The organism is Deinococcus roseus, from assembly GCF_014646895.1.
GTDB classification, from domain to species: Bacteria; Deinococcota; Deinococci; order Deinococcales; family Deinococcaceae; genus Deinococcus_C; species Deinococcus_C roseus.
Window position 1 is genome coordinate 148122 of sequence record NZ_BMOD01000005.1, and the last position, 20883, is coordinate 169004.

A 20883-nucleotide genomic window follows, 5' to 3' on the forward strand; every position below is an offset into this window, starting at 1 on the left:
CTTTTTCGTGGTCTCTCACCCCTGGTAGCCCCTGGCCTGCAAACTGTACATGTGGGCGTAGGTCTGACCCTGGGCCAGAAGTTCGCTGTGGGAACCGCTTTCGGTGATGACCCCGTTTTCCAGCACGATGATGTGGTCGGCCAGTCGCACGGTGCTGAAGCGGTGGGAGATGATTACGGTGATGCGGGAATGGGCTTCTTTTCTGAGGGCTTCCACCACTTCAAATTCTGCGTTGGCATCCAGTGCAGCGGTGGGCTCATCGAAGACCAGCAGGGAGGCTTTGCGGTAATACAGGCGGGCGAGGGCCAGGCGCTGCCATTGCCCCCCGGAAAGCTGACGGCCCCCGGTAAAAAGCCGCCCCAGCTGGGTCTCAAACTGGCCCGGCAGGGTTTCAATGAAGTGGGCTCCAGCGGTTTCTGCAGCACCAGCAATGCGCTCTGGTTGCAGAGCAATCCCCTGGTCACTGAGGGCGATGTTCTCACTGACGGTCATCTGGTACTGCCCAAAGTCCTGAAAGATGATGCTCATGGCCTGCTGCAAACTGCGAATGCTGAAGGTGCGGGCATCCTGCCCATTGATCAGGATGCACCCCGAGGTGGGTTCAAAGAGGCGGGTCAGCAGCTTCACGATGGTGGTTTTCCCTGCCCCGTTCTCCCCCACCAGAGCCAGCGCGTGGCCTTTCTCGATGCGGAAACTCACCCCTCTCAGGATGTCCCTGTCCGTGAACGGGTAGCGGAAACTGACCTGCTGGAATTCCAGGCTGTCGATGGTGCCTGTGAAATCCTGACCGGCATCCAGATCACGGGCAGGGAGCTCCAGAAACTCAAAGAGGTTGCGCATGTAAACCACGTTCTGGTACAGGCTGGAAAATCCGTTCAGCAGCGTGGAGAACTGCCCCTGCACCTGGCTGATCCCCAGAATGAACAGCGAGAAATCCCCCACGGTGATCTGTCCATCCACCGCCCGCCGCAAAATCAGGTAGGTGGCGTAAGCAATCACCAGCGCAGAAAACACGGAGGCAAAAAGGCCCCACAGGCTGCGGGTGCGCACCAGGGGCACCATCTGGGCCCGGAATTTCTGGTAGTACTCCTGCCAGCGGTTCAGCAGGTAAGGCTCGAAGTGAAAGAGCCGCACCTCCTTGACCAGCGTGTCTGAAGTGAGGATGCTGCCCAGGTAATTCTGCACCCGTGCATCGTGGGTGCGGCGGCGGATCATGCGGTAACCTTCCATCCCGAATTTGCTGGACACCCACACGGTGGGCACCGTGGCCAGCAAGACCAGGGGCAAAATGGCCCAGCCCAGACGGGACATCAGGGCACTGATGGAAGCCAGGGTGATCAGGGCCTGCCCAAGAGAGATCACCTGCGTGAGCACCCCCAGGGGTCTGGAACCCACCTCCCTGTAGGCGTTTTGCAGGGCGTCGTAGGTTTCGGCATTCTCAAAGCGCTCAACTTCCAGTTCGCTGGCCTTGCTGAGGATCTTGCGGGAGATGCGGTTTTGCAGGCTGTCTGCAAAGAGTTCCCGCACCAGTCCCTGCCAGGTGGAAAGCAGGCTGCCCACAATGCCAATCCCCACCTGCAACAGCAAAATCTCGATGAGTTGTGTCAGGTTGTTGAGGTCTCTGGAGATCGCTGCGGTCACTGCATCCAGCAGGAGTTTGGAGACCCACAGGCTGGCTGCAGGAAGGAACGCCTGCACCACGCTGAGCAGAACCAGCAAGAAAGCCTGACCCGGCGCGGTTTCCCACACCAGGATCAGGGTGGCTTTCAGGTCCTTCCACTGGGTCCCCAGATCTGCCTTTTCCGTTTTGGCCGGGTCAGATTTGCCTGAATTCGAGGTCACACAGGCATGGTATTACGTCTGGGAAAGCACAATTGGGGGAAAGGTGAGGATTTTGAGTTGATGGGCCGCTCGATCTGGCTCAGTCGTCGGTGCCGACCTGGATGGGCTGTTTTCCCAGTTGCCGCACATGCTCATGGGTGAGGTGCTGGTCGATCATCACGGCAGCCTTGTTGCCCGATCCCATGGCGATGGTGACCTGCTGGGTCTGCGGCTGCACGTCCCCCGCCGCCCACACGCCCGCAATGAAGTCATGGTCGTGCCCGCCCGCCTTGCGCACCTGTCCACGGGGTCCCGTGAGGATGTGCCCCCTCTGCCCAGTTTCAGCCCCGAGTTGCACCGCCAGATCGTTTCTGGGGAATTTGGGGTTGGAGACATAGTAAGCGTCGGCTTCCAGGCGGGTGCCATCGTCCAGAATCAGGGCGTTGACCTTGCCTTTTGCACCGTCCACGTCCTGAATGGATCCGTGGATCACCTCAAAGCCCAGTTTCTTGCGTTTCTCTTCCCATTCGGGTTTGAATTCGGTGGGTCCGGTGAGCAGCAAACGCACCCGTGAAGCAAATTCTGCAAGGTAAGTGGCCTGGGACACTGCACCATTGGGGTTGCGGCCCTCGATGACCACCACATCCTGACCCAGCAGTTCGGGAGATTCGCAGTCGGGGCAGTAATAGGTGTTGCCCTTGGCAGCATATTTGAACCAGGGCTCGAAATCCCCATTCACCAGCGGATGGTGACGGGCCACTCCGGTGGCCAGCAGCAGGGTTCTGGCCTGGTAGGTGCCTTTTTCTCCGGTCACGGTGAAGTTGCCTTCGGTGCCAGAGACAGAAACAACACTGTCTTTCACACTTTCTGCTCCGGCTTCCTGGGCTTCTTTCAGCAGGGTTTTCTGGATGGTCACTCCGGGCTTTCCAATGAATCCGGGAACGTTCCACAAAGGTGTGGTGGTGTACCAGAGGGGTCCGGTGCGGCGGTCAATCACCAGCACTTTTCTTTTGTGGAAGGCGAGGTGCAGTGCGGCAGTCAGTCCTGCAGGACCTCCTCCGATGATGATGGTGTCATAAAGCTGGGTTTCGGTCACAGGGATCTCCTCTTTTTACTTTACGGAAAAGGTGGGGCCAGAAGTTCAGAGGGGAAGTTCAGATCAGGGGAATTCCCACAGGGAGAACAGCCGCTTCCTCCTATACTGGTTTCACTTCTGATTCATCTGGAGGATTTATGGAACCCCTCAACTGTCCGGTGTGTGGTCGTGAACTGCCCCTCTCCCTCACGCAGGTCACCGATGTCAATGACTTTACCTGCAAGCATTGCGGTACAACGTTTGCTTTGAACAATCCGCACACAGGTGACGTGCAGGCAGACCCCTCTCAGGAGCCATCCATTGCCGAAGAACCGGTCCGCAATGTGGCCATGGACCCCTACACCCGCAGCGAAAACCGCGATGTGGGGGAATCGGAACGTCTGGAATCCATTGAGTTCAGTTACCAGGAAAATGGGCAGAGTAAACTGCTGGTGATTCCGGTGCATCAGGTCACCTGAAGTTGACTGGGGCGATTTTGACAGAATGCCATAAACTGGAGTCATGCCTCTAAACTTTTGGGCCTTTCCAACGGCTTTTTTGATTTTCATTTGCCTGTCGATCCATCAGGTCTCTATCCAACAGATCGCGAGGATTCTGGCAGGCAATTTGTTCTGTTTTGCGCTCGGTGTGGTCATCCTCAGAAATTTGCAAGTCAACACGCCCAAAGGACACACTTTTCATCTTTTATTGTCCATGTCGAATTGGTTGCTTGCAGCAATGATCATCCTGGTGGTCAACGGCCTGCAGTGGAGAAAAATGAAGTTGAAGGGAATGTGGTGGTCTTATTTGCCTTCTGTGGTCATTTTGCAATTCTGGCTTCTTATTTATTCCAGCAGATATTGGTGGTCCTGATGTTCTAAACAAGAAAAACCCGGAAGCAGGACGCTTCCGGGTTGGTTTATGGGATCTCAGGACGCTTTGTACGTTCCATCCACGATGTTGCGGGCCAGGCTGGAGAGGTCTCCGCCTTTTTCGATGGTGTTGATGAAGGCACTGCCCACCACCACCCCGTCTGCCACACTTGCGACTTTGGCGGCACTGGCCCGGTCGCTGACCCCGAAGCCCACAGCCACAGGAATGCTGGTGTGCTTCCTGGCGAGTTTGACCAGATCGGGCACCTCGTAGAGGGCTTCTCCAGAACGGGCTCCGGTCACGCCCACCACACTGACGGCGTAAACGAAGCCGGTGCAGGCACGGGCGACCACCTGAACGCGCTCGGCGGTGCTGGTGGGGGCAATCAGGAAGGTGAGTTTCACGTCATGCTTCTCGGCGAGAGGAATCAGGGTGTCGGCTTCGTCCGGGGGAAGGTCAGGCAGGATCAGGCCATCGATGCCTGCAGCTTTGACGTCCCGGATGAAGGCTTCTTCGCCCCAGGCCAGGATGGGGTTGTAGTAGGTCATGACCAGCAGGGCTTTTTCGGTGTGCTTGCGCACTTCCCGGATGGACTCGAAGAAATCCAGCATGGTGAAACCCTGACGCAGCGCTTTTTCGGTGGCGCGCTGGATGGTGGGGCCGTCTCCGAGGGGGTCAGAGTATGGGAGGCCAATTTCCATCAGGTCTGCGTGTTGCAGCAGCTCCAGGGCGTCTTTCACGAACTGGGTTTTGCTGGGGTATCCGGCGGGCAGGTAGGGGATGAAGGCAGCACGGCCTTCCTTTTTGGCCTGATCAAAGGCGTTCTGAATGCGGTTCATGCATTCACCTCAACTTTTTTTTGCTGCAGTTCCATCAGGCGCATCACTTCGGTGACATCCTTGTCGCCGCGTCCAGAGAGGGACACCACCATGATCTGGTCTCTGGAGAGGGTGGGAGCCGTCTTGAACACCTGTGCAATGGCGTGGCTGGTTTCCAGGGCAGGAATGATCCCTTCCAGACGGGTGAATTTCTGGAAGGCTTCCAGGGCTTCATCGTCGGTGATGGGGGCATATTCAGCAATGCCTGCTTTGGCGTAATAAGAGTGCTCTGGACCGATGCCAGGGTAATCCAGACCTGCACTGATGGAGTGGGCAGGAATGATCTGGCCGTCGTTGTCATAGAGCAGGTACATCTTGGAGCCGTGCAGCACCCCGACTTTTCCGCCGGAAACGCTGGCAGCATGGCGGCCTGTGGTGACACCTTCTCCTGCGGCTTCCACCCCGATGATGCGGGGGCGTTCGTTCTCAGGAAGGTAGGCAAAAGAGGCAAACAGTCCGATGGCGTTGCTTCCGCCACCCACGCAGGCGACGACCACATCGGGGACTTCGCGGCCTTCGAGTTCTTTCAGTTGCTTCTTGGTTTCTTCGCCGATGATGCTCTGGAAGTCGCGCACCATCATGGGGTAAGGGTGGGGTCCCACCACAGAGCCCAGGATGTAGAAGCTGTCGCGCACGTTGGTGACCCAGTCGCGGATGGCTTCGTTGGTGGCGTCTTTGAGGGTGGAGGTTCCGCTGGTGACTTCGCGCACCTCTGCCCCCAGCAGTTTCATGCGGAAGACATTGAGGTTCTGGCGGCGGATGTCTTCTGCCCCCATGTACACCACGCATTCCAGTCCGAACAGGGCGCAGGCGGTGGCGGTGGCCACCCCGTGCTGTCCGGCTCCGGTTTCTGCAATGATGCGTTTTTTGCCCATGCGTTTGGCAAGCAGCGCCTGTCCGATGGTGTTGTTGATTTTGTGGGCCCCGGTGTGGTTGAGGTCTTCCCGTTTGAAGTAGATTTTGGCTCCGCCCAGGTGCTCGGTGAGGTTGCGGGCGAAGTACAGGCGGGAGGGGCGACCCACAAATTCTTGCAGGTAGTACTGGAATTCTTTGAGGAACTCGGGGTCCTCTTTGGCTTGCTGGTAGGCTTTGTTCAACTCGTCGAGCGCAGGGATCAGGGTCTCGGGGACGTAACGCCCGCCGAATTCGTCAAACCGTCCTCTGGCGTCAGGCAGAGCAAAGGTCGGGATGTTCAATTCTTCGGTCATGTGAGACACTATAGCCAGTTGTCAACCGATTTCTTATACCAATTGTCTAACTTTGCTAGAGGACTTGAAACAAGGTCCATTGGTGAAATTGGACCGGGTGCATCGTACCCTAAACTCTTTGTCAACTCCGCCACAATCGCACTCGGGTTAATGTTATTGTTACGCAAATCATGCAGGGAGGGCGCGCCATTTCTTTTGGCCAACCTTACACCTTGAAAGTCTTTCATCAGGGGAACATGCCAGTACTCCGGTACGGAATACCCCAGGGTTTGCTGCAATGCGACCTGTCTGGGTGTGGCTGCAAAAAGGTCAAAACCCCGCACCACCTCTGTCACTCCCATCCGGGCATCATCCACCACCACCGCCAGATGGTAGGCGTAAACCCCATCGTTGCGCCTGAGGACAAAATCTCCGACCTCTGAGGGCAAATGCTGGGTCAGGGTTCCGGCCAGATGGTCCTGGAGGGTCACGGTCACATCGGGCACTTTCCAGCGCCAGGAAAAGGGACGGTCTGACCTGAAGCCGCCTTTCAGGCAAGTGCTGGGGTACACCAGTTCAGCCCCATGTGGAGCTGATGCGGATTCCAGAATGTCTTTTCTGGAACAACTGCAGGGATAGGTGTCCAGCTTCTTGAAGGCTTGATCATAGAGTTCGATGCGCTCGCTCTGGATGAATTCCTCATCCCAGTCCAGACCCAGCCACTCCAGATCAGAGCGAATGGAATCATAAGCGTAGGGACGCACGCGGGTGTGGTCCAGATCCTCAAAACGCAGAATGAAACGCCCATTTTGCGAGCGGGCATGCAGCCAGGCCAGCAGTGCCGTTCGGGCATTCCCCAGATGCATGTGACCGGTGGGACTGGGGGCATAGCGGCCCACCACAGGATTGTTTGTTCTGGAGTGTGTTTCTACAGATTCAGCCATGAAAGAAATGCACCCCAGCCATCATGACACATTTGCCATGAAGCTGAGCTGCTTCAAGGTTTCCAGAAGGTTTTTCTCATCTGGAACACCGACCTTTTGCACCCAGCATGAAATCACGCTGAAAAGGGCTTCATTTTCGCTTTAGGGATTCCTTGAGGAACTGTCAGATTCAGCGTCTATAGTCTGAGACAGCGAAAGGAGCAACACCATGAAAAAACACACCTCATTTTTGATTGCCACTTTGATTCTGGGGGCCGCCAGTGCCCAGAGCACCATTGCTTCCAGCAACCTCAAGGCAGATTTCAGTAATGCAGATTTCAGTGCAGACCTGAAAACCAGTACCGTGTCTGTGATCGACAGCAAAGGAAACACCCTTGGAACCTACAATTCCAATGGAAAACTGCTGGTCAAAGGCGACCTGAAGCTGGCCACCACTGTGGTGGTGAGCAGCAAAACCGGCAGCAAACAGGAATTCAAACTGGCAGGCAAAATCAATGCCAGCACCCAGTTGCAGGCCTTGCTGGTGACCTACAACAGCAAAACCACCATACTGGTGTCTCTGTTTGCCAAGAGCAACACTGCTCTGGATGCCAGTGGCAGCAGTACCAGCAGCTCTGGCAACACCTCCACTTCTGAAAGCGGTTCTGCCAGCTCTGGCAGCGCTTCTGACAGTGTTGGTGTGAGTGTTGGTGTGAGTGTTGGTGTGGGCGTGGGGGCTGGCAGCAACTCTGGCAACGGTTCCGGTGGCGTGGACATTGGCGTGGGCGGCAATGGCGGCATCAACCTGGATCTCGGCAAATGATCCTATCCGCAAATCAGAAAATCAGACAACAATTTGGACAACAAATCAGACAGGGAATTCCCTGTCTGATTTTCATGTTCTGGTTTCTGGAACTGCAGGAGAACCGTCATGGACTTTGTGTCATCTGGGTTTGTCAGGTGCAGCACCCGCGGTTTATCATGAAACCATGAAAAAATGGATGATTCTGGCGGCGCTCTGCGCCGGGTTTGGAAGCGCTACCAGCATGCAAGGGGAAGTGGTGTACCAGATTCTGGTGGACCGTTTTGCCGATGGAGACACCAGCAACAACGCAGCGGTCAACAAGGATGACCTGCGTGCATGGCATGGTGGCGACCTCAAAGGCATTCTGCAAAAAATCCCCTACCTGAAAAGCCTGGGGGTGACCACCCTCTGGCTCACCCCCATCTACACCCAGCAACCCATCAACTCTTTCGGAACGGCAGGCTACCACGGGTACTGGCCTGCAGACTTCCGCAATGTGGATCCGCACTTCGGCACCCTGGAAGACTTCCAGATTCTGGTGAAAACCGTGCACGACAACGGCATGAAAATCATCCTGGATCAGGTGATCAACCACACCGGTTATGAGGCCAGCCTGCCAAAAGAGAAACCCGAATGGTTCCACGGAACGGGCTGTGAAAGCCTGGGCAACCCCGAAGTGTTCTGTCCTCTTGCTGGCCTCCCGGACCTGAAGCAGGAAAAACCTGAAGTGAAACAGTTCTTGCTTGAGAACGACCTGTTCTGGCAAGGGCTGGGCGTGGATGGTTTCCGCTATGACGCCATCCGGCATGTGCCCGCCAATTTCATTCAGGACCTTGCTGCCCAGGACCAGAAGAACAATGTGTTCACCCTCGGAGAGGTGTTCGAGACGGTCAGCGTGCAGAAAGTGGCTTCCTTCCAGAAACTGGGCCTGACCAGCGTGTTTGATTTTCCCCTCCGGGAAGCCATCAACCAGACCGTGATGAAAGGGGCAGGATTCACCCAGGTGCGGGCCATCCTGAACCAGGACAAAGAGTACGTCAATCCTGCAGAACTTGCAGTGTTTCTGGACAACCACGATGTGACCCGTTTTGCCTCGGGCAACCTGTTTGAAGCGGAAGGAACCAGGCGCACCCAGTACGGCATCCGTGCCCTGATGACTTTGCGGGGCATTCCCGTGCTGTACCAGGGCACCGAAATTGCCATGCGGGGAGGCAACGACCCAGACAACCGCAAGGACATGCGTTTTGAAGACCAGTGGACCGAAGCTGAAAAAGCCACCTACGCGGTGGCCCAGAAGGCCATTGCGGTGCGCAAATCCAGCGAAGCCCTGTCCAGAGGTACATTAAAACTGCTGGAGGTGCCTTCTGCCTATGGGGAAGAACTCTTGCTGTTCATTCGTGACAGTGGTACAGAAAAAGTGCTGGTGGTCTGGCACAATGGGAAGGAACGGCGCACCTTCAGCCTGAAGATGAATGTGCAATCCCCCTTAACCCAGGACATGTTCGGTCAGGACGCCAAACTCAGCGGCTCTGGTGGTTACCTGCACCTGTCCCTTCCTCCCCGCTCGGCCGCAGCTTTCCCTTTCTCTGAATGATCCAGACTGTTCTCTTTGACCGCGACGAAACCCTGGGCTACTCCGATCACGCTGTGTATCAGGAGGCCGCCCAAATGGTTTTGCAACACCACCCTGAACTCAACACCCGGCAGGTCCTGAAAGCCATGCAGGAGCAGTGGGCTGCCAGTGACAGCGCCTGGCCCCAGTTGCGCACCCCTGCAGACGAGGAGGTCTTCTGGCAGCAGTACTGTCAGGAACTGGCTTCCCGCATGAATGTACCCCTGGAAACCTCCCAGAAAATCCACCAGCATTACCCTTACTGGGCGTTCCTGCGCTCTTACCAGGACACCGAGCAGGTGCTGAAAATCCTCAAGCAAAACGGCTACACCACTGCCGTGCTCTCCAACACCCTTCCCAGCATGGAACCCACCCTGGTGGCCCTGGGCATTGAGGACCTGATCGATCAGGCTTTTGCCAGTTGCTCGCTGGGGGTGCACAAACCTGAACTGGCCGTGTTCACCCAGGTGGCTGAGCTGCTGGGACAGACCCCGGAGCAGATCCTGTTTGTGGACGACAAACTGGAAAACGTGGAAGCTGCCCGACAGGCAGGCATGGCCGCCCTGTGGATTGACCGGGCCAACCGGGATCCACAGGCCATTCATGATCTGCATGGTGTGCTGGACCACCTCGGATTGACCATCAAGGACTAAAAGTTGTTGCTGATGGGCCACCAACCTCCCAGGAAGTTCTGGGAGGTTTTTTCTTGCTTGATCAAAAAGGCCAGCACCCTCCTGCAACGGGACCCACAAATTTCTGCCTTCGTCTTGCCCCTCAAAGTGTGCCTTCTTGACCCTACTACGCGCTTGCAGGCCTGCTTCGCGCTGGGTCGCTCCGGGACGTCCCTCAGCAAGACTTGAGGGCTGCCCTCAGCCCCAGCTTTTTGCCTTCTGCCTTCACACTCCAGCATGTTAGATTGGAGCGTGATTTTCGATGCGCACCTCGATCTGGCTTACAGTGCCGTACAGGGCAGGGACCTGACCCGTCCCCTTCCTCAGCCTTTGCACGATGAAACGGCCATGGTGAATTTTGCAGCGCTCAGGGAGGCAGGGGTGCGGGCCTGCCTGGGGACCCTGTGGGCCTATCCCAGCAGCAAGGACCATCCTGAGGGGTACACCACTGCTCAGGAAGCCAGAAAACAGGCCCTGTTGCAACTGGAGCACTACCTGCGCTGGCAGGACCAGGGGCACATCCGCTTGCTGGCTTCCGGGCAGGAACTGCTGGAGCACTGGAACAACCCGCAGGATGCCCCTCTGGGCGTGGTGTTGCTGATGGAAGGGGCTGATCCCATTTCAGGACCTGAAGACCTGCACTTCTGGCACCGGGAGGGCCTGAGGGTGGTGGGTCTGGCCTGGGAACGCACCCGTTATTCTGGCGGCACCAATGCCCCCGGAGGACTGACCGCTGAAGGTCGGGAACTGGTTCACGCCATCAAGGAACTGAACCTGACCCTGGATGCTTCACATCTGGCAGAGCAGGCCTTCTGGGAGTTGGTGGAAATCCACCAGAAGGTGATTGCCTCCCACTCCAATGCCCAGGCCCTGGTGCCCACCGACCGTCAGCTCTCGGATGCCATGCTCCAGAAAATCGGCGATCTGAACGGCAGAATTGGGCTGGTGCTGTTCAACACTTTCATCAAGGCCGGGGTCAAGAAAGGCATGCCCAAAAATGCTGTGGGGTTCTCGGACCTGCTGCAACATGCCCAACACATGGCTGGCCTGATCGGCTGGGACAAAGTTGGCCTGGGCTCGGATCTGGATGGAGGGTTTGGATGGGAACGCACTCCCGCAGAATTGCAGCGCGTGGCAGATTTGCACAGGTTTTTTGAGCTGCTGCCAGAACAGGCCAGAGCAGGTGTGGAGCACCAGAACTGGCTGGACTGGCTGGTCAGGAACCTCTGAGCTGGGTGGCTTTCCAGCCTCAGAAAGCACAGGAGCCTGTCGGTTTGGTTCATGCTTTTGGAATGAGAGGCCTGTTTTGCAGCCTCTCATTCCTCTGTCAGGCGCAGCAAGAAATCCAGAATGGCCTCAGACTGGTTTTCCAGTTCCCCTTCAATGATGGCCTGCACGGCCAGCTGTTTCAGGCGGCCCACCTCCTGCCCTTGCACCTGAAAAGCCCGCATGATGGTGTTCCCGGAGAGGGCCAGTTGCCGTTCATCAAAAGTGGCGACCTGGGGCATGGCAAGCGCATCCTGACGGATGCCAGCAGACCAGACTTGCGGATCAAAACCTTCTGGGAGCAGGTGGGCTGCCAGATCGGCTTCCCGCATGTTCAGGGCGTCTTCCCAGATGTCTCCCAGGTCGTTCATGAAGCGGCGCAGGGCTTTGCGGCTGGGGTGCAGCGGCGGGCGCATGTGGTTGCGCACCAGTTTTCGGACCTCTTCTGTCCAGGCCGTGGAAAATTTCAGACGGACGAGCAAATCTCTGGCAACTTTTGCACCCACATGCTCATGGTCGTAAAAGTGACCTGCTCCGTTTTCACCCCTGGTAAAGCAGGCTGGTTTGGAGATGTCGTGCAGAAACAGCGCCAGTCGGGTTCTGAGGCTGAACTTCTTCTGCACGGCGTAATGCACGGCAGCAAAGATGTGCTCGTCCACGGTGTGCTGATGGTGAGGGTTGTGCTGCTCAAAGCCAATGCAAGGGGCAAGCTCTGGAAAGAGCCGGGCCAGAATGCCAGTGTCTCTGGCCAGCCTGAGGGCTTTCAGAACCGCATCTGCATTGGGGCAGGCCAGCAGCCTCAGCCATTCTTCCTGAATGCGCTCTGGAGCCAGCCCATCAAGAAGCTTCACCTGTTCGGTCATGGCTTGCAGGGTGGCAGGTTCGATGTCAAAATCCAGTTTGGCCACAAAACGCAGGGCCCGCAAAAGGCGCAGGGGATCCTGGTCAAAGGCGGCAACTGAAGTCATGCGCAGAATGCGGTTTTGCAGGTCCTGCAAACCTCCCGTGGGGTCCAGCAGTTCGCCGTTGCTGCCACGGGCCAGGGCGTTGATGGTGAAATCCCGGTGCAGCAGGTCGTCTGGCAGGTCCAGGCCGTTTCTGGGGAGGGCCACATCCACGGTCTCCCCTGCCAGGGTCACTTTGAAGACCTCGAAGGATGCACCCACCAGACCCACCTTGCCAGGCAGCAGGCGTTTCAGGTCCTGATGGTCCAGATGTGTGACCAGCAAATCCCGGTCCTTGCTGGGAAGGCCCAGCAGTTCATCCCTGAGGGAACCTCCGACCTGGTAACACCTGCCTCCGGCCTGTTCTATGGTCTGTGTGATGGTCTTGACGGCATCCATAAGGGTTCATTGTGGCAGATTCTGCAAAGTCTGGCCTGTGCCAGATCAATTAAGCACTTCTGCGTGCGAGGTGTCGCGGGAGCCCAGGGTGGACCCGATGGACGCTCCAATCACACAGACCACCGCCACCCATTGCAACGGGGTCAGGTGTTCTTGCAACAGCAGCAAACCCAGCACAGCAGCAATGGCAGGCTCCACGCTCATCAGGATGCCGAAGGTGCGGGCAGGCAGGGCTTTCAGGGCCACCATTTCCAGCGAGTACGGCAGGGCGCTGGACAGCACCGCCACCATCAAGCCAAAAAGCAGAATGGAAGGCTCAAAAAGCTTTGCTCCGGTGGTGAAAAGGCCCAGAGGCAGGGGGAGCAAGCAGGCAATCAGCATCCCACCTGCCACCGCCTGACGGGAAGACACCTGTCTCAACACCCGCTGGCCCATCACGATGTAGAGGCCCCAGAACACCCCGGCCAGCACCGCCCAGAAAATGCCGATCAGGCTCACCCGGCTGCCCGGAGCCCAGGGAGAAATCAGCAGGATGCCCAGCCCGGCCAGCACCGCCCACAGGTAATCCATGGGTTTGCGGGAACTGAAGACCGCCACCCCCAGGGGCCCAATGAATTCGATGGTGACGGCAAGGCCCAGCGGCAAATGCTGCACCGACTGGTAAAACGTCAGGTTCATCATGCCCAGCACCAGACCATAAGGCAAAATGGCCTTCCAGCCCTGCACATCCAGGGAACGCAGGGCTTTCTGGTGGATCGCCCCCAGAATCAGGGCAGCGAGGGCAAGCCTCAGGCTGGTGGTGCCCAGTGCACCAATGGTGGCAAACAGGCCCTTGGCCACAGCCGCTCCAGCCTGAATGGAGAGCATGGCGGTCAGGGCGGCAGGAACAGGAGGAAGCAAAGGTTTTGAGGTGAGGGTTCGGGTCATGTTTGCCTTTCCACTGCAGCCAGTGACTGTGCAGCGGCTGTGAAGCCAGTGACCCCACTATAAGGATCCTGGATCCAGAAGTGAATCGGTGGTGTGTCGCATCTGGTCACGGGACCATCGGAAAAACCGATGGTTGAGGTTGAAGTTTGCTTTTCATGTGATTTGTGAAATTATTGTTGAATAAAGAGTGACAGAGAAAAAGCTGCCCAGTCCCGAAGGGTGCCGCCCCCTGGAAACCAAACAGCCCAGACAACCTGCCTTTTGTGCAGTGGATGGATTCTGCCGCTGCAAACAAACCTTTCAGGGGGTCCGGCTGGACCATCCCTTCCAGATGTGTCAAACCTGCTCATCTCTTGGATGTGTATGCAAACGGTTGCGTAAAGTATAGAACCTGTACTCATTTTTTTCAAGCCCCGCATTTACGGACAATAAAAACAGAGGCCTGAAGAGGGAAAATACCCCTTCCGATTTCCACGTCACGATAAAAACGTTTCCACAGATGGGTTTCAGATCCATGCAACCGTCTGCTTTCTTGTGGGATTGCCCTGGGCTCCCGGCTCTGGGCCCTCGGCGTTTTGCTTTCTGCTCCCGCCCCTCAGCTCCGCCTTCTGCCTTTACACCTACCCCCTGCTCTGCCATATGGTTTACGTTCTCACCGTAAAGAGCATGTAAAATGGAGGGGTGCGTCTTGACGACCTTCCCGTGTTGCCTCTAGAGCCCGGCGTGTACATCTTCCGCAAGGGCGAGACCATCATTTACATTGGCAAAGCCAAAGTCCTGAGAAACCGTGTCACCAGCCACTTCAAGGCAGGCGGCAAGAGCGGAAAAATCACCGAAACCGCAACCAGCCTGGATTTCATTGTCACCCGCAATGAAATCGAAGCCCTGGTGCTGGAAGCCAACCTGATCAAACAGCACCGCCCGCATTACAACGTGCTCCTGAAAGACGACAAGCACTATCCTTTCCTGAAACTGACTGCCGAGGCTTACCCCATGCTGCTGGTCACCCGGCGGGTGGTGAAAGATGGTGGCTCTTACTATGGTCCTTATCCAGATGCAGGGGCCGTGCACCGGGTCAAAAACCTGATCGATGGCATGTTCGCACTGCGCAAAAACAGTGGTTTTCCGATGCAGAAGAAAACCCGTCCCTGCCTGAATTACCACATGGGACGCTGCCTGGCCCCCTGTGTCAACCGGGCAGATCCCGCTGAGTACCAGCGCATTGTGGAGGATGTCAAAGCCTTGCTGGAAGGCAAGGTGACCACCGTGACGGCTTCCCTGAAAGAGCAGATGAAAGAGGCCGCCAAACGCCAGGATTTTGAGATGGCAGGAAACCTGCGGGATCGCATTCAGGCCGTTGAGAAACTGTTCGGGGCAGAGCAGCACGCCATGAGCATGAACCTGGAGGACCTGGACTTTCTGGGGTTTGCGGTGGCGGGTGAGTACGCCATGGTGCAGGTGTTCCGCATGCGGACAGGTCGGGTGATTGGTCGGGACAAGCGCTTTCTGTCCGGGGCTGCAGAATCCACCCCAGAAGAAATCCTCACGGCGTTCCTGCAGGATTACTACACCCAGGCCACCCACGTTCCTCCGCTGATCCTGATGCCCACCGAACTTGAAGACGAGAAACTGTGGACGGATTTCCTCAGCAACAAGGTGGACCGCAGGGTGGAACTGCGCACCCCCCAGCGCGGAGACAAAACCGAACTTGTGGAGATGGCCCAGCGCAACGCCCAGAACAGCCTGGAATCCGAGCTGTTGCTGCTGGAAAAACGCGGAGACCATCCGGGTCTGGAGGCCCTGAAGGAATTGCTGGCCTTGCCAGATCGCCCCTGGCGCATTGAGGGATACGACAACAGCAACCTGTTTGGAACCCACATTGTTTCTGGAATGGTGGTCTTTGAGGGAGGCCGGGCCAGAAAAGGCCAGCACCGCAGGTTCAAGGTGCAGGGTCTGGACCACCCTGACGATTACACCAGCATGCGCCAGACGGTGTACCGGCGCTTTACGGGCTCCCTGTCAGACAAACTGCCCCTGCCAGATTTGATGCTCATTGACGGTGGGCGTGGTCAGGTCAATGCGGCTCTGGATGCCCTCAAGGATGCAGGGGTGAAGGTGCCCGTGGTCGGTCTGGCCAAGCGAGAGGAGCGCATCATTCTGCCTTCCATTTATGGGGCGCAGTGGTGGCTGGACTCTGGCAGCGAAGTGGGCAAAAACCGCGAGTTGCTCCTCTCAGAAACCCACCCGGCCCTGCGCACACTGATTGCCGTGCGCGACGAGGTGCACAATTACGCCATCACCTACCACCGCAAACTCAGGGGCGAGAACATGTTCAAGAGTGTCTTCGATGACCTGCCTGGAATTGGCAAAAAGCGCCAGGAGGCCCTGCTGGAGCATTTCACCAGCCTGTCGGATCTGGAGGCGGCCTCTCTGGAGGAAATTGCCCGTGTGCCTGGCGTGGGAATGGGTGCAGCAAAATCCATCAAGGGGTATCTGGATGGTTTGAACCAGAACGCAGAGTCCTGAAACCGTGCCAGGCCACCGGCATTTGTGAGACCAGGGATCAGTTTTGTAATCTGTCAGGAATTTCCTGTTAAACTCTCTGTATGCTGATTTTTGCCAACGTTGCCCTGGAAGCCAATGGTCCCATTGGTCTGGATGTGATCAATGTAACCCACATCCAGCTGCTGCGGGATCTGGGGGAAGGCTGCTTGCAGGTGCACCTGTCCAGCGGGCGCATTGTGTACCTCTATGAGAATGTGGACCATTTTGTGGAACGCGCCAACCGCCTGTTGCGCCTGATTCACACCGATACGGGCATCACCCTGATGAAGCCCGATTCGCTGTAACAGGATTTCTGAATTGTCACCACAGCAGTAGTAACAAACCCACTTCCAGGTCATGCTAGACTGCTGGCATGACCTGGAATCCTGACCAGTACCTGAAATTTCAGCAGGAACGCGAAGCACCGTTTCTCGATCTGGTTTCCCACCTGAAACCCTTGCAGGCCCCCAGCATCATTGATCTGGGATGTGGTCCGGGGAACCTGACCGTCAAACTGCTGGAGGCTTATCCAGACGCCCAGGTGCTGGGCATTGATTCCAGTCCTGAAATGCTGGTCAGGGCCGCCGCACTCAGCTCAGAGCAGGTGCAATTTGCCATGCAGGATTTGCGCGAAATCTCAGGGAGCTACGACATCGTGTTTTCCCATGCGGTTTTGCAATGGGTGCCAGACCATCCTGCTGTGCTGCGTCACCTGTGGAACCTGCTGAAACCTGGTGGGCAAGTGGCCGTGCAACTTCCCAGCAACTTTGACCATCCCACCCACACCATTGCCCGAGGGTTGATCGCCAAAGAGCCGTACCGGGAACATGTACAGGCCGAAGGAGCACACCGCAATGTGCTTCCGATCGAACAATATGCAGAAATCCTGTACGACCTGGGAGGTCAGGACATCCAGTGTTACCAGAAGGTCTACCCCCATGTGGTTGCGGGTGCAGAAGGCCTGCTGGAATGGGTGAAAGGGACCCTGCTGGTGCCCATCCTGGGCAGCCTGCCGGATGCTCTGAAGACCGCGTTTCTGCAAGACATGCTGGCTGAATTGAAGAAACTGTATCCCACAGAAACAGCTTTTTATGGTTTCAAAAGAACCCTGTTCTGCGCCCAGAAACCTGCTGCTGAAATTTAAAGCATGGCACAGAAGAACAAAAGGTTGCTGCGTTTAACGAAACTGCTTTCCAAACTGCTGATACACCTGCTGAACAGATGCAGGCAATTCTCTGGCCCCGAGTTGTTCAGGGCCATCCAGCCCGCCTGGCCAGATGTAGCCCAGCACAGCAACCACGCCGGGCTCAGAGGCGGCCAGTTGCAGGTATCGGGTGAACACTTTGCCCATGTCTGCAGCTTGCAGCGCAACACCTTTGTATGTGGGATGCCAGCGGGTGTCTGCCACCAGAACCAGCTTTTGCAATGGGTTCAGTTTGCTTTTCAGCAGCTTGAAACTGGCCTGATAACCAGCATCCTGAACAGGATCAGGCACACCATACTGGTCAAAACCCACCAGATCCAGTTCCGGGGGCAAGCGCAACGTGTTGAGGGCTGGGGCAGCTTCAATCAGCAGGGTGGGAAAATTGGGGAAACTGCGTTTGACCTCCTTTAAAGCCAGATCCAGATCGGTCTGGCTCAGGCCATTCCAGAGGGGTTCATCTGCCACATACAGAGCTGCCACCCGTTCTGCAGTGAGCTGGGGGCCGTTTTTTTGCACAAAACGCTGCCAGCGCTCCTCGGCGTCTGGAAAAAATTCCAGGCGGTACTTTGAAGGGGCTGCAGGATCAGGAACTTTCCTGAACAGAACAGCTTCAAGGTGCAAAACAGCCCTGACCTTCACGGCCTGAAAAGCCTCCAGCCGGTCTTTCAGGGGTTCATCTGGGGAAAAGACGCACAGCTGGGCCACATTGGTGAAAGCAGCCACTTCCGAGAGGTAATTGCTGTTTTTTTGTGCATCGAGAGGGTCATCCCACAGGCAATCAATCCCGGCAAAACCAAAATCCCGCACATGGCTGATGGGTTGCACCGGAAGAGAAGCCAGCGCACAGCCCACCAGCAGCAGCGCAAACCAGGGTGGCCTCATACAGGGACTTCACCCCAGTCCTGCAAGGCGTAATGGTGGGCCTCCACCAGGGGGACAATCCCGGAATTCATGACGGTCTGGCCGGTTTTCTGGTACACCACAGTGCCCTGGTAAAGCCGACCTGCTGCACAGATCTCGATGTGGGCTTTTTGCACAGGATTCTTCTGCTGGAAAGGCTTTCCGGTGATCTCCCCTTCCAACGCCTGCACTTCCAGGGTGCGGGTGGTGCGGGTCCAGGACCATCCCTGCTGGAAGAACAATTCTCCTTCCAGAAACTGCGCAAAAGCGGGCATGCCCATGTAACCCCTCAGGTGGCCTCTGAGCTGCTCGGTGCCTCCGGTCTGCCAGAGGATCTGTTCAGCCGTTTGCTGGTCCAGAAACCCATAAGACCGGCCTTCAGGGAAATCCAGCAGGGTCGGAGCAAACCGGTGACCTCCAATGTGGCTGGAACGCCAGATCTGGGTGCCTGCTGAAGCCTGTTCTCTGAGGTGACGGTAAATGGGGTATCCCAGCTTTCCGCAGGCAGAATCGTGGCGACCATGGGTGCACACCAGCAGCATCCGCTCTGGAGACTCGATTTCCCAGGGAGAAAGGGCATCCCAGTCTTCCTGCAACAAAGCAATGAAAGCCTCTTCCAGGTTGGCCTCTGCAATCAGAAACGACTGCTGGTGAAAGCCTCTGTAGGTGCGGTTCAGGCGGGCAGCAAAAACATAACCTGCTGGAGCGTAATCTGGATCAGGCATCAGGGTCAACAAAGTGGGCACGGAGGCAAGGGAACGCACCACATCTTGCACTGCCGGGCTCATGTGGGAAACTTCCCGGTGGTGTTTCCACCGGGCATAAGGCACCGCCAGCATCACCACAGCAGCGGGTGCAGGCGCACTTCCCAGGGGATCTTCGCCCAGTTCACGGGCAGTGATGGCACAAAGCTGGTAATGGCTCACGGTCCCAACGTACACCACAGGGAAGTGCAAAGTCGAGGTCAGGGTTTCACCTCACATGCAATTGTGGGCCAGCTTGGTGCCTTCAGCGTCACTCAGGAACATCCAGATTCCACCTGTTTTCGGATGAACGTACTTCCAGACAGGGGTTTCTTGAGATCCTTGAGATTGCAACACATAACCAAACCTTCCTGGATGCCCATTGGTGATGATGACAGGACGTGTCCCATCTGGGTTCAATGCAGGCAGCAGGAGGTAAACATAAAAACCGTCTTTGATGCCTGCTGATACGGGTTTTCCATCGCTCCAGTCCAGAGCCTGCTCATCAAAGACGGCAGGGACACGGCATCCCTCATGGGTGTTCAAATCCACCTGAGGCACACATGCGGTTAAACAAAGGGTCCATAAAAGCAAATGAATTTTCATCATGAAATCCAGTGTATGCCTTCCAGACATCCCTGTGACAAAGGTCTACAATCTGGAAAACTGGAGGTTTTATGGACACAACACTGCAATTTCAGGCTCCCCGCCAGGAGCGTTTTGATCAGGGCAAACAACTGAGGGATCAATTCGATGTGCGCCCGCTGGGCAGGTTTGCACCTGCAGAGAAAAAAAGAGATGTGCTGCATTTGCACCAGCTTTCCGACCAGACCCGCCTGAAACGTTTTGTGCCCATCCGCTATGGACGCATGCTGGAAAGCCCATTTGCCACCTTCCGGGGAGGGGCCAATGTGATGGCCTTTGATCTGGCAGTCCTCCCGACTTCTGGGGTCAGGGTGCAGTTGTGTGGAGATGCCCACCTGGGGAATTTTGGACTGTATGCCTCTCCAGAGCGGCAAATGATGTTTGATTTGAATGATTTTGATGAAACGCTTGCTGGACCCTTCGAGTGGGACCTGTACCGTTTGCTGGCCAGTTGTGCAGTGGCAGCACTGCATCTGGGGTTTGCAGAAAGCACCGCCCAGACCATGGTGCAATCCAGCCTGAGGACTTACCGGGAGCGCATGCAGGAATTTGCCGGGCAGGGTCATCTGGAGGTGTGGTACCACCACATCAGTACCACAAAAGTGCTGGAGGTGCTGGACCATGCCAGAGACCACCTGCGCAAAAGCGTCAGGAAGGCAGAGGAGAAAACCTCCCAGAGCGCTGTGGAAAAAATGGCAGAATTGAAGGCTGGAAAATGGACCTTCATTTCCGATCCGCCCAAACTGGAACCCGTGGACGACCGGGAATTGAAAGGCAGCATCGAGCGGTTTTTCAGGGAATACCTGGACAGTTTGCCTTCAGATCGACAGTTTCTGCTGGGGAAATACACTTTTGAAGATGCAGCTTTGCGACTGACCGGAGTGGGCAGTGCTGGAAGACAGGTTTATGTGGCCCTGATGCAGGGCCAGGACAGCCAGGACACCCTGTTGCTGCAACTCAAGCAGGCCTTTCCCAGTGCACTGGAAATGGCACTGGGAGGCAGCCCTTACGACCATCACGGTCAGCGGGTGGTGACAGGGCAGAAACTGATGCAGGCCACCACGGACATCTTTCTGGGCTGGAGCACCTTCAAGAACCGTCATTTTTATGTGCGGCAGCTCAGGGACCGCAAGGGCAGCATCAACATTGAAGACCTCAGTGCCGAAGACCTGAGGGAGTACTGCGAACTGTGCGCTTACGTGCTGGCCCGTGCCCATGCCCGCAGCGGAGACGCGGCACTCCTGGCGGGTTTTCTGGCAGACCAGCAGGCCTTTGATGCCTTTGAAGATGCCCTGGCCCGCTTTGCCTTGCATTACGCCGAATTGAACCAGCAGGATTTTGAAGCTTTGCTGAAAGCCGAAAAAGCTGGAGAAATCGAGGTGGTTCGGGGGATTTGAGGAAGCTCACCTTTGACAGCTCAATAAATTGAGCTTGCAAACGGCTGACGGCTGACGGCTTGAGGTACA

Annotated in this window: 20 protein-coding genes; 10 read left to right on the plus strand and 10 right to left on the minus strand. The window is 56.6% G+C overall.

Features of this window, described 5'->3' with window-relative positions; genetic code table 11:
• Nucleotides 1-15: 15 nt before the first annotated feature.
• Together IEY52_RS09375 and IEY52_RS09380 are read right to left on the minus strand one after the other, a co-directional pair.
• Nucleotides 16-1842: an ABC transporter ATP-binding protein gene (locus IEY52_RS09375; RefSeq protein ID WP_189002420.1), complete on the minus strand. Its 1827-nt coding sequence runs from the start codon at nucleotides 1840-1842 to the stop codon at nucleotides 16-18.
• Between the two features lie 79 nt (nucleotides 1843-1921).
• Nucleotides 1922-2917 carry an NAD(P)/FAD-dependent oxidoreductase gene (locus IEY52_RS09380; RefSeq protein ID WP_189002421.1) on the minus strand — a complete coding sequence of 332 codons (996 nt, stop codon included), beginning with the start codon at nucleotides 2915-2917 and terminating at the stop codon, nucleotides 1922-1924.
• 137 nt (nucleotides 2918-3054) lie between these two features.
• On the opposite strand from IEY52_RS09380, the gene IEY52_RS09385 reads away from it, so the two are divergent.
• Nucleotides 3055-3375, plus strand: coding sequence for a hypothetical protein (locus IEY52_RS09385; RefSeq protein WP_189002422.1), 321 nt, complete (start codon nucleotides 3055-3057; stop codon nucleotides 3373-3375).
• A gap of 43 nt (nucleotides 3376-3418) precedes the next feature.
• Nucleotides 3419-3769: a hypothetical protein gene (locus IEY52_RS09390; RefSeq protein WP_189002423.1), complete on the plus strand. Its 351-nt coding sequence runs from the start codon at nucleotides 3419-3421 to the stop codon at nucleotides 3767-3769.
• Between the two features lie 56 nt (nucleotides 3770-3825).
• Here the strand turns inward: IEY52_RS09390 and trpA are convergent, their stop codons facing one another.
• The 3 genes from trpA to gluQRS are packed head-to-tail and all read right to left on the minus strand — an operon-like array spanning nucleotide 3826 to nucleotide 6778.
• Complete coding sequence (gene trpA, locus IEY52_RS09395) at nucleotides 3826-4608, minus strand: tryptophan synthase subunit alpha (RefSeq protein WP_189002424.1); 783 nt, start codon at nucleotides 4606-4608, stop codon at nucleotides 3826-3828.
• On the minus strand, nucleotides 4605-5855 hold the full coding sequence (trpB, locus tag IEY52_RS09400) for a tryptophan synthase subunit beta (protein WP_189002425.1): 1251 nt from the start codon (nucleotides 5853-5855) through the stop codon (nucleotides 4605-4607). The genes trpA and trpB overlap by 4 nt, the downstream gene beginning before the upstream one ends.
• Before the next feature lie 8 nt (nucleotides 5856-5863).
• A complete protein-coding gene (gluQRS, locus tag IEY52_RS09405) occupies nucleotides 5864-6778 on the minus strand; it encodes a tRNA glutamyl-Q(34) synthetase GluQRS (protein ID WP_189002426.1) in 915 nt (304 codons plus the stop codon).
• A gap of 208 nt (nucleotides 6779-6986) precedes the next feature.
• Here gluQRS and IEY52_RS09410 point away from each other — a divergent pair, with 208 nt between their 5' ends.
• The 4 genes from IEY52_RS09410 (at nucleotide 6987) to IEY52_RS09425 (ending at nucleotide 11075) form a co-directional block, all read left to right on the plus strand.
• Entirely contained in the window at nucleotides 6987-7580 is a 594-nt protein-coding gene (locus IEY52_RS09410) for a hypothetical protein (protein ID WP_189002427.1), read from the plus strand.
• Between the two features lie 166 nt (nucleotides 7581-7746).
• Nucleotides 7747-9156, plus strand: coding sequence for an alpha-amylase family glycosyl hydrolase (locus IEY52_RS09415; protein ID WP_189002428.1), 1410 nt, complete (start codon nucleotides 7747-7749; stop codon nucleotides 9154-9156).
• A complete protein-coding gene (locus tag IEY52_RS09420) occupies nucleotides 9153-9827 on the plus strand; it encodes an HAD family hydrolase (protein ID WP_189002429.1) in 675 nt (224 codons plus the stop codon). Before IEY52_RS09415 ends, IEY52_RS09420 begins: the two co-directional genes overlap by 4 nt.
• 255 nt (nucleotides 9828-10082) lie before the next feature.
• The gene (locus tag IEY52_RS09425; RefSeq protein WP_189002430.1) at nucleotides 10083-11075 is read left to right on the plus strand and encodes a dipeptidase; all 993 of its coding nucleotides are present in this window, start codon (nucleotides 10083-10085) and stop codon (nucleotides 11073-11075) included.
• 86 nt (nucleotides 11076-11161) lie between these two features.
• On the opposite strand, the gene IEY52_RS09430 is transcribed toward IEY52_RS09425, so the two are convergent.
• On the minus strand, nucleotides 11162-12454 hold the full coding sequence (locus IEY52_RS09430; protein WP_189002431.1) for a CCA tRNA nucleotidyltransferase: 1293 nt from the start codon (nucleotides 12452-12454) through the stop codon (nucleotides 11162-11164).
• A 45-nt stretch (nucleotides 12455-12499) separates the two neighbouring features.
• The gene (locus IEY52_RS09435; RefSeq protein WP_189002432.1) at nucleotides 12500-13381 is read right to left on the minus strand and encodes an EamA family transporter; all 882 of its coding nucleotides are present in this window, start codon (nucleotides 13379-13381) and stop codon (nucleotides 12500-12502) included.
• A gap of 681 nt (nucleotides 13382-14062) precedes the next feature.
• Here IEY52_RS09435 and uvrC point away from each other — a divergent pair.
• The 3 genes from uvrC to IEY52_RS09450 all read left to right on the plus strand — a co-directional run bounded on the left by uvrC (nucleotide 14063) and on the right by IEY52_RS09450 (nucleotide 17069).
• Entirely contained in the window at nucleotides 14063-15907 is a 1845-nt protein-coding gene (gene uvrC, locus IEY52_RS09440) for an excinuclease ABC subunit UvrC (protein ID WP_189002433.1), read from the plus strand.
• 80 nt (nucleotides 15908-15987) lie between these two features.
• Complete coding sequence (locus IEY52_RS09445) at nucleotides 15988-16230, plus strand: hypothetical protein (RefSeq protein ID WP_146883898.1); 243 nt, start codon at nucleotides 15988-15990, stop codon at nucleotides 16228-16230.
• Between the two features lie 68 nt (nucleotides 16231-16298).
• Nucleotides 16299-17069, plus strand: a complete 771-nt coding sequence (locus IEY52_RS09450; RefSeq protein WP_189002434.1) for a methyltransferase domain-containing protein — start codon at nucleotides 16299-16301, stop codon at nucleotides 17067-17069.
• Nucleotides 17070-17102: 33 nt separating this feature from the next.
• Here the strand turns inward: IEY52_RS09450 and IEY52_RS09455 are convergent, their stop codons facing one another.
• Genes IEY52_RS09455 through IEY52_RS09465 form a run of 3 tightly spaced genes read right to left on the minus strand, consistent with a single transcriptional unit; the run spans nucleotide 17103 to nucleotide 19381 of the window.
• The gene (locus tag IEY52_RS09455; RefSeq protein ID WP_189002435.1) at nucleotides 17103-18011 is read right to left on the minus strand and encodes a hypothetical protein; all 909 of its coding nucleotides are present in this window, start codon (nucleotides 18009-18011) and stop codon (nucleotides 17103-17105) included.
• On the minus strand, nucleotides 18008-18955 hold the full coding sequence (locus IEY52_RS09460; RefSeq protein WP_189002436.1) for a sucrase ferredoxin: 948 nt from the start codon (nucleotides 18953-18955) through the stop codon (nucleotides 18008-18010). The genes IEY52_RS09455 and IEY52_RS09460 overlap by 4 nt, the downstream gene beginning before the upstream one ends.
• Nucleotides 18956-19006: 51 nt before the next feature.
• Nucleotides 19007-19381, minus strand: coding sequence for a hypothetical protein (locus IEY52_RS09465; RefSeq protein WP_189002437.1), 375 nt, complete (start codon nucleotides 19379-19381; stop codon nucleotides 19007-19009).
• Nucleotides 19382-19449: 68 nt separating this feature from the next.
• Between IEY52_RS09465 and IEY52_RS09470 the strand changes: the two genes are divergently transcribed.
• On the plus strand, nucleotides 19450-20814 hold the full coding sequence (locus IEY52_RS09470) for a DUF2252 domain-containing protein (RefSeq protein ID WP_189002438.1): 1365 nt from the start codon (nucleotides 19450-19452) through the stop codon (nucleotides 20812-20814).
• Nucleotides 20815-20883: the final 69 nt, after the last annotated feature.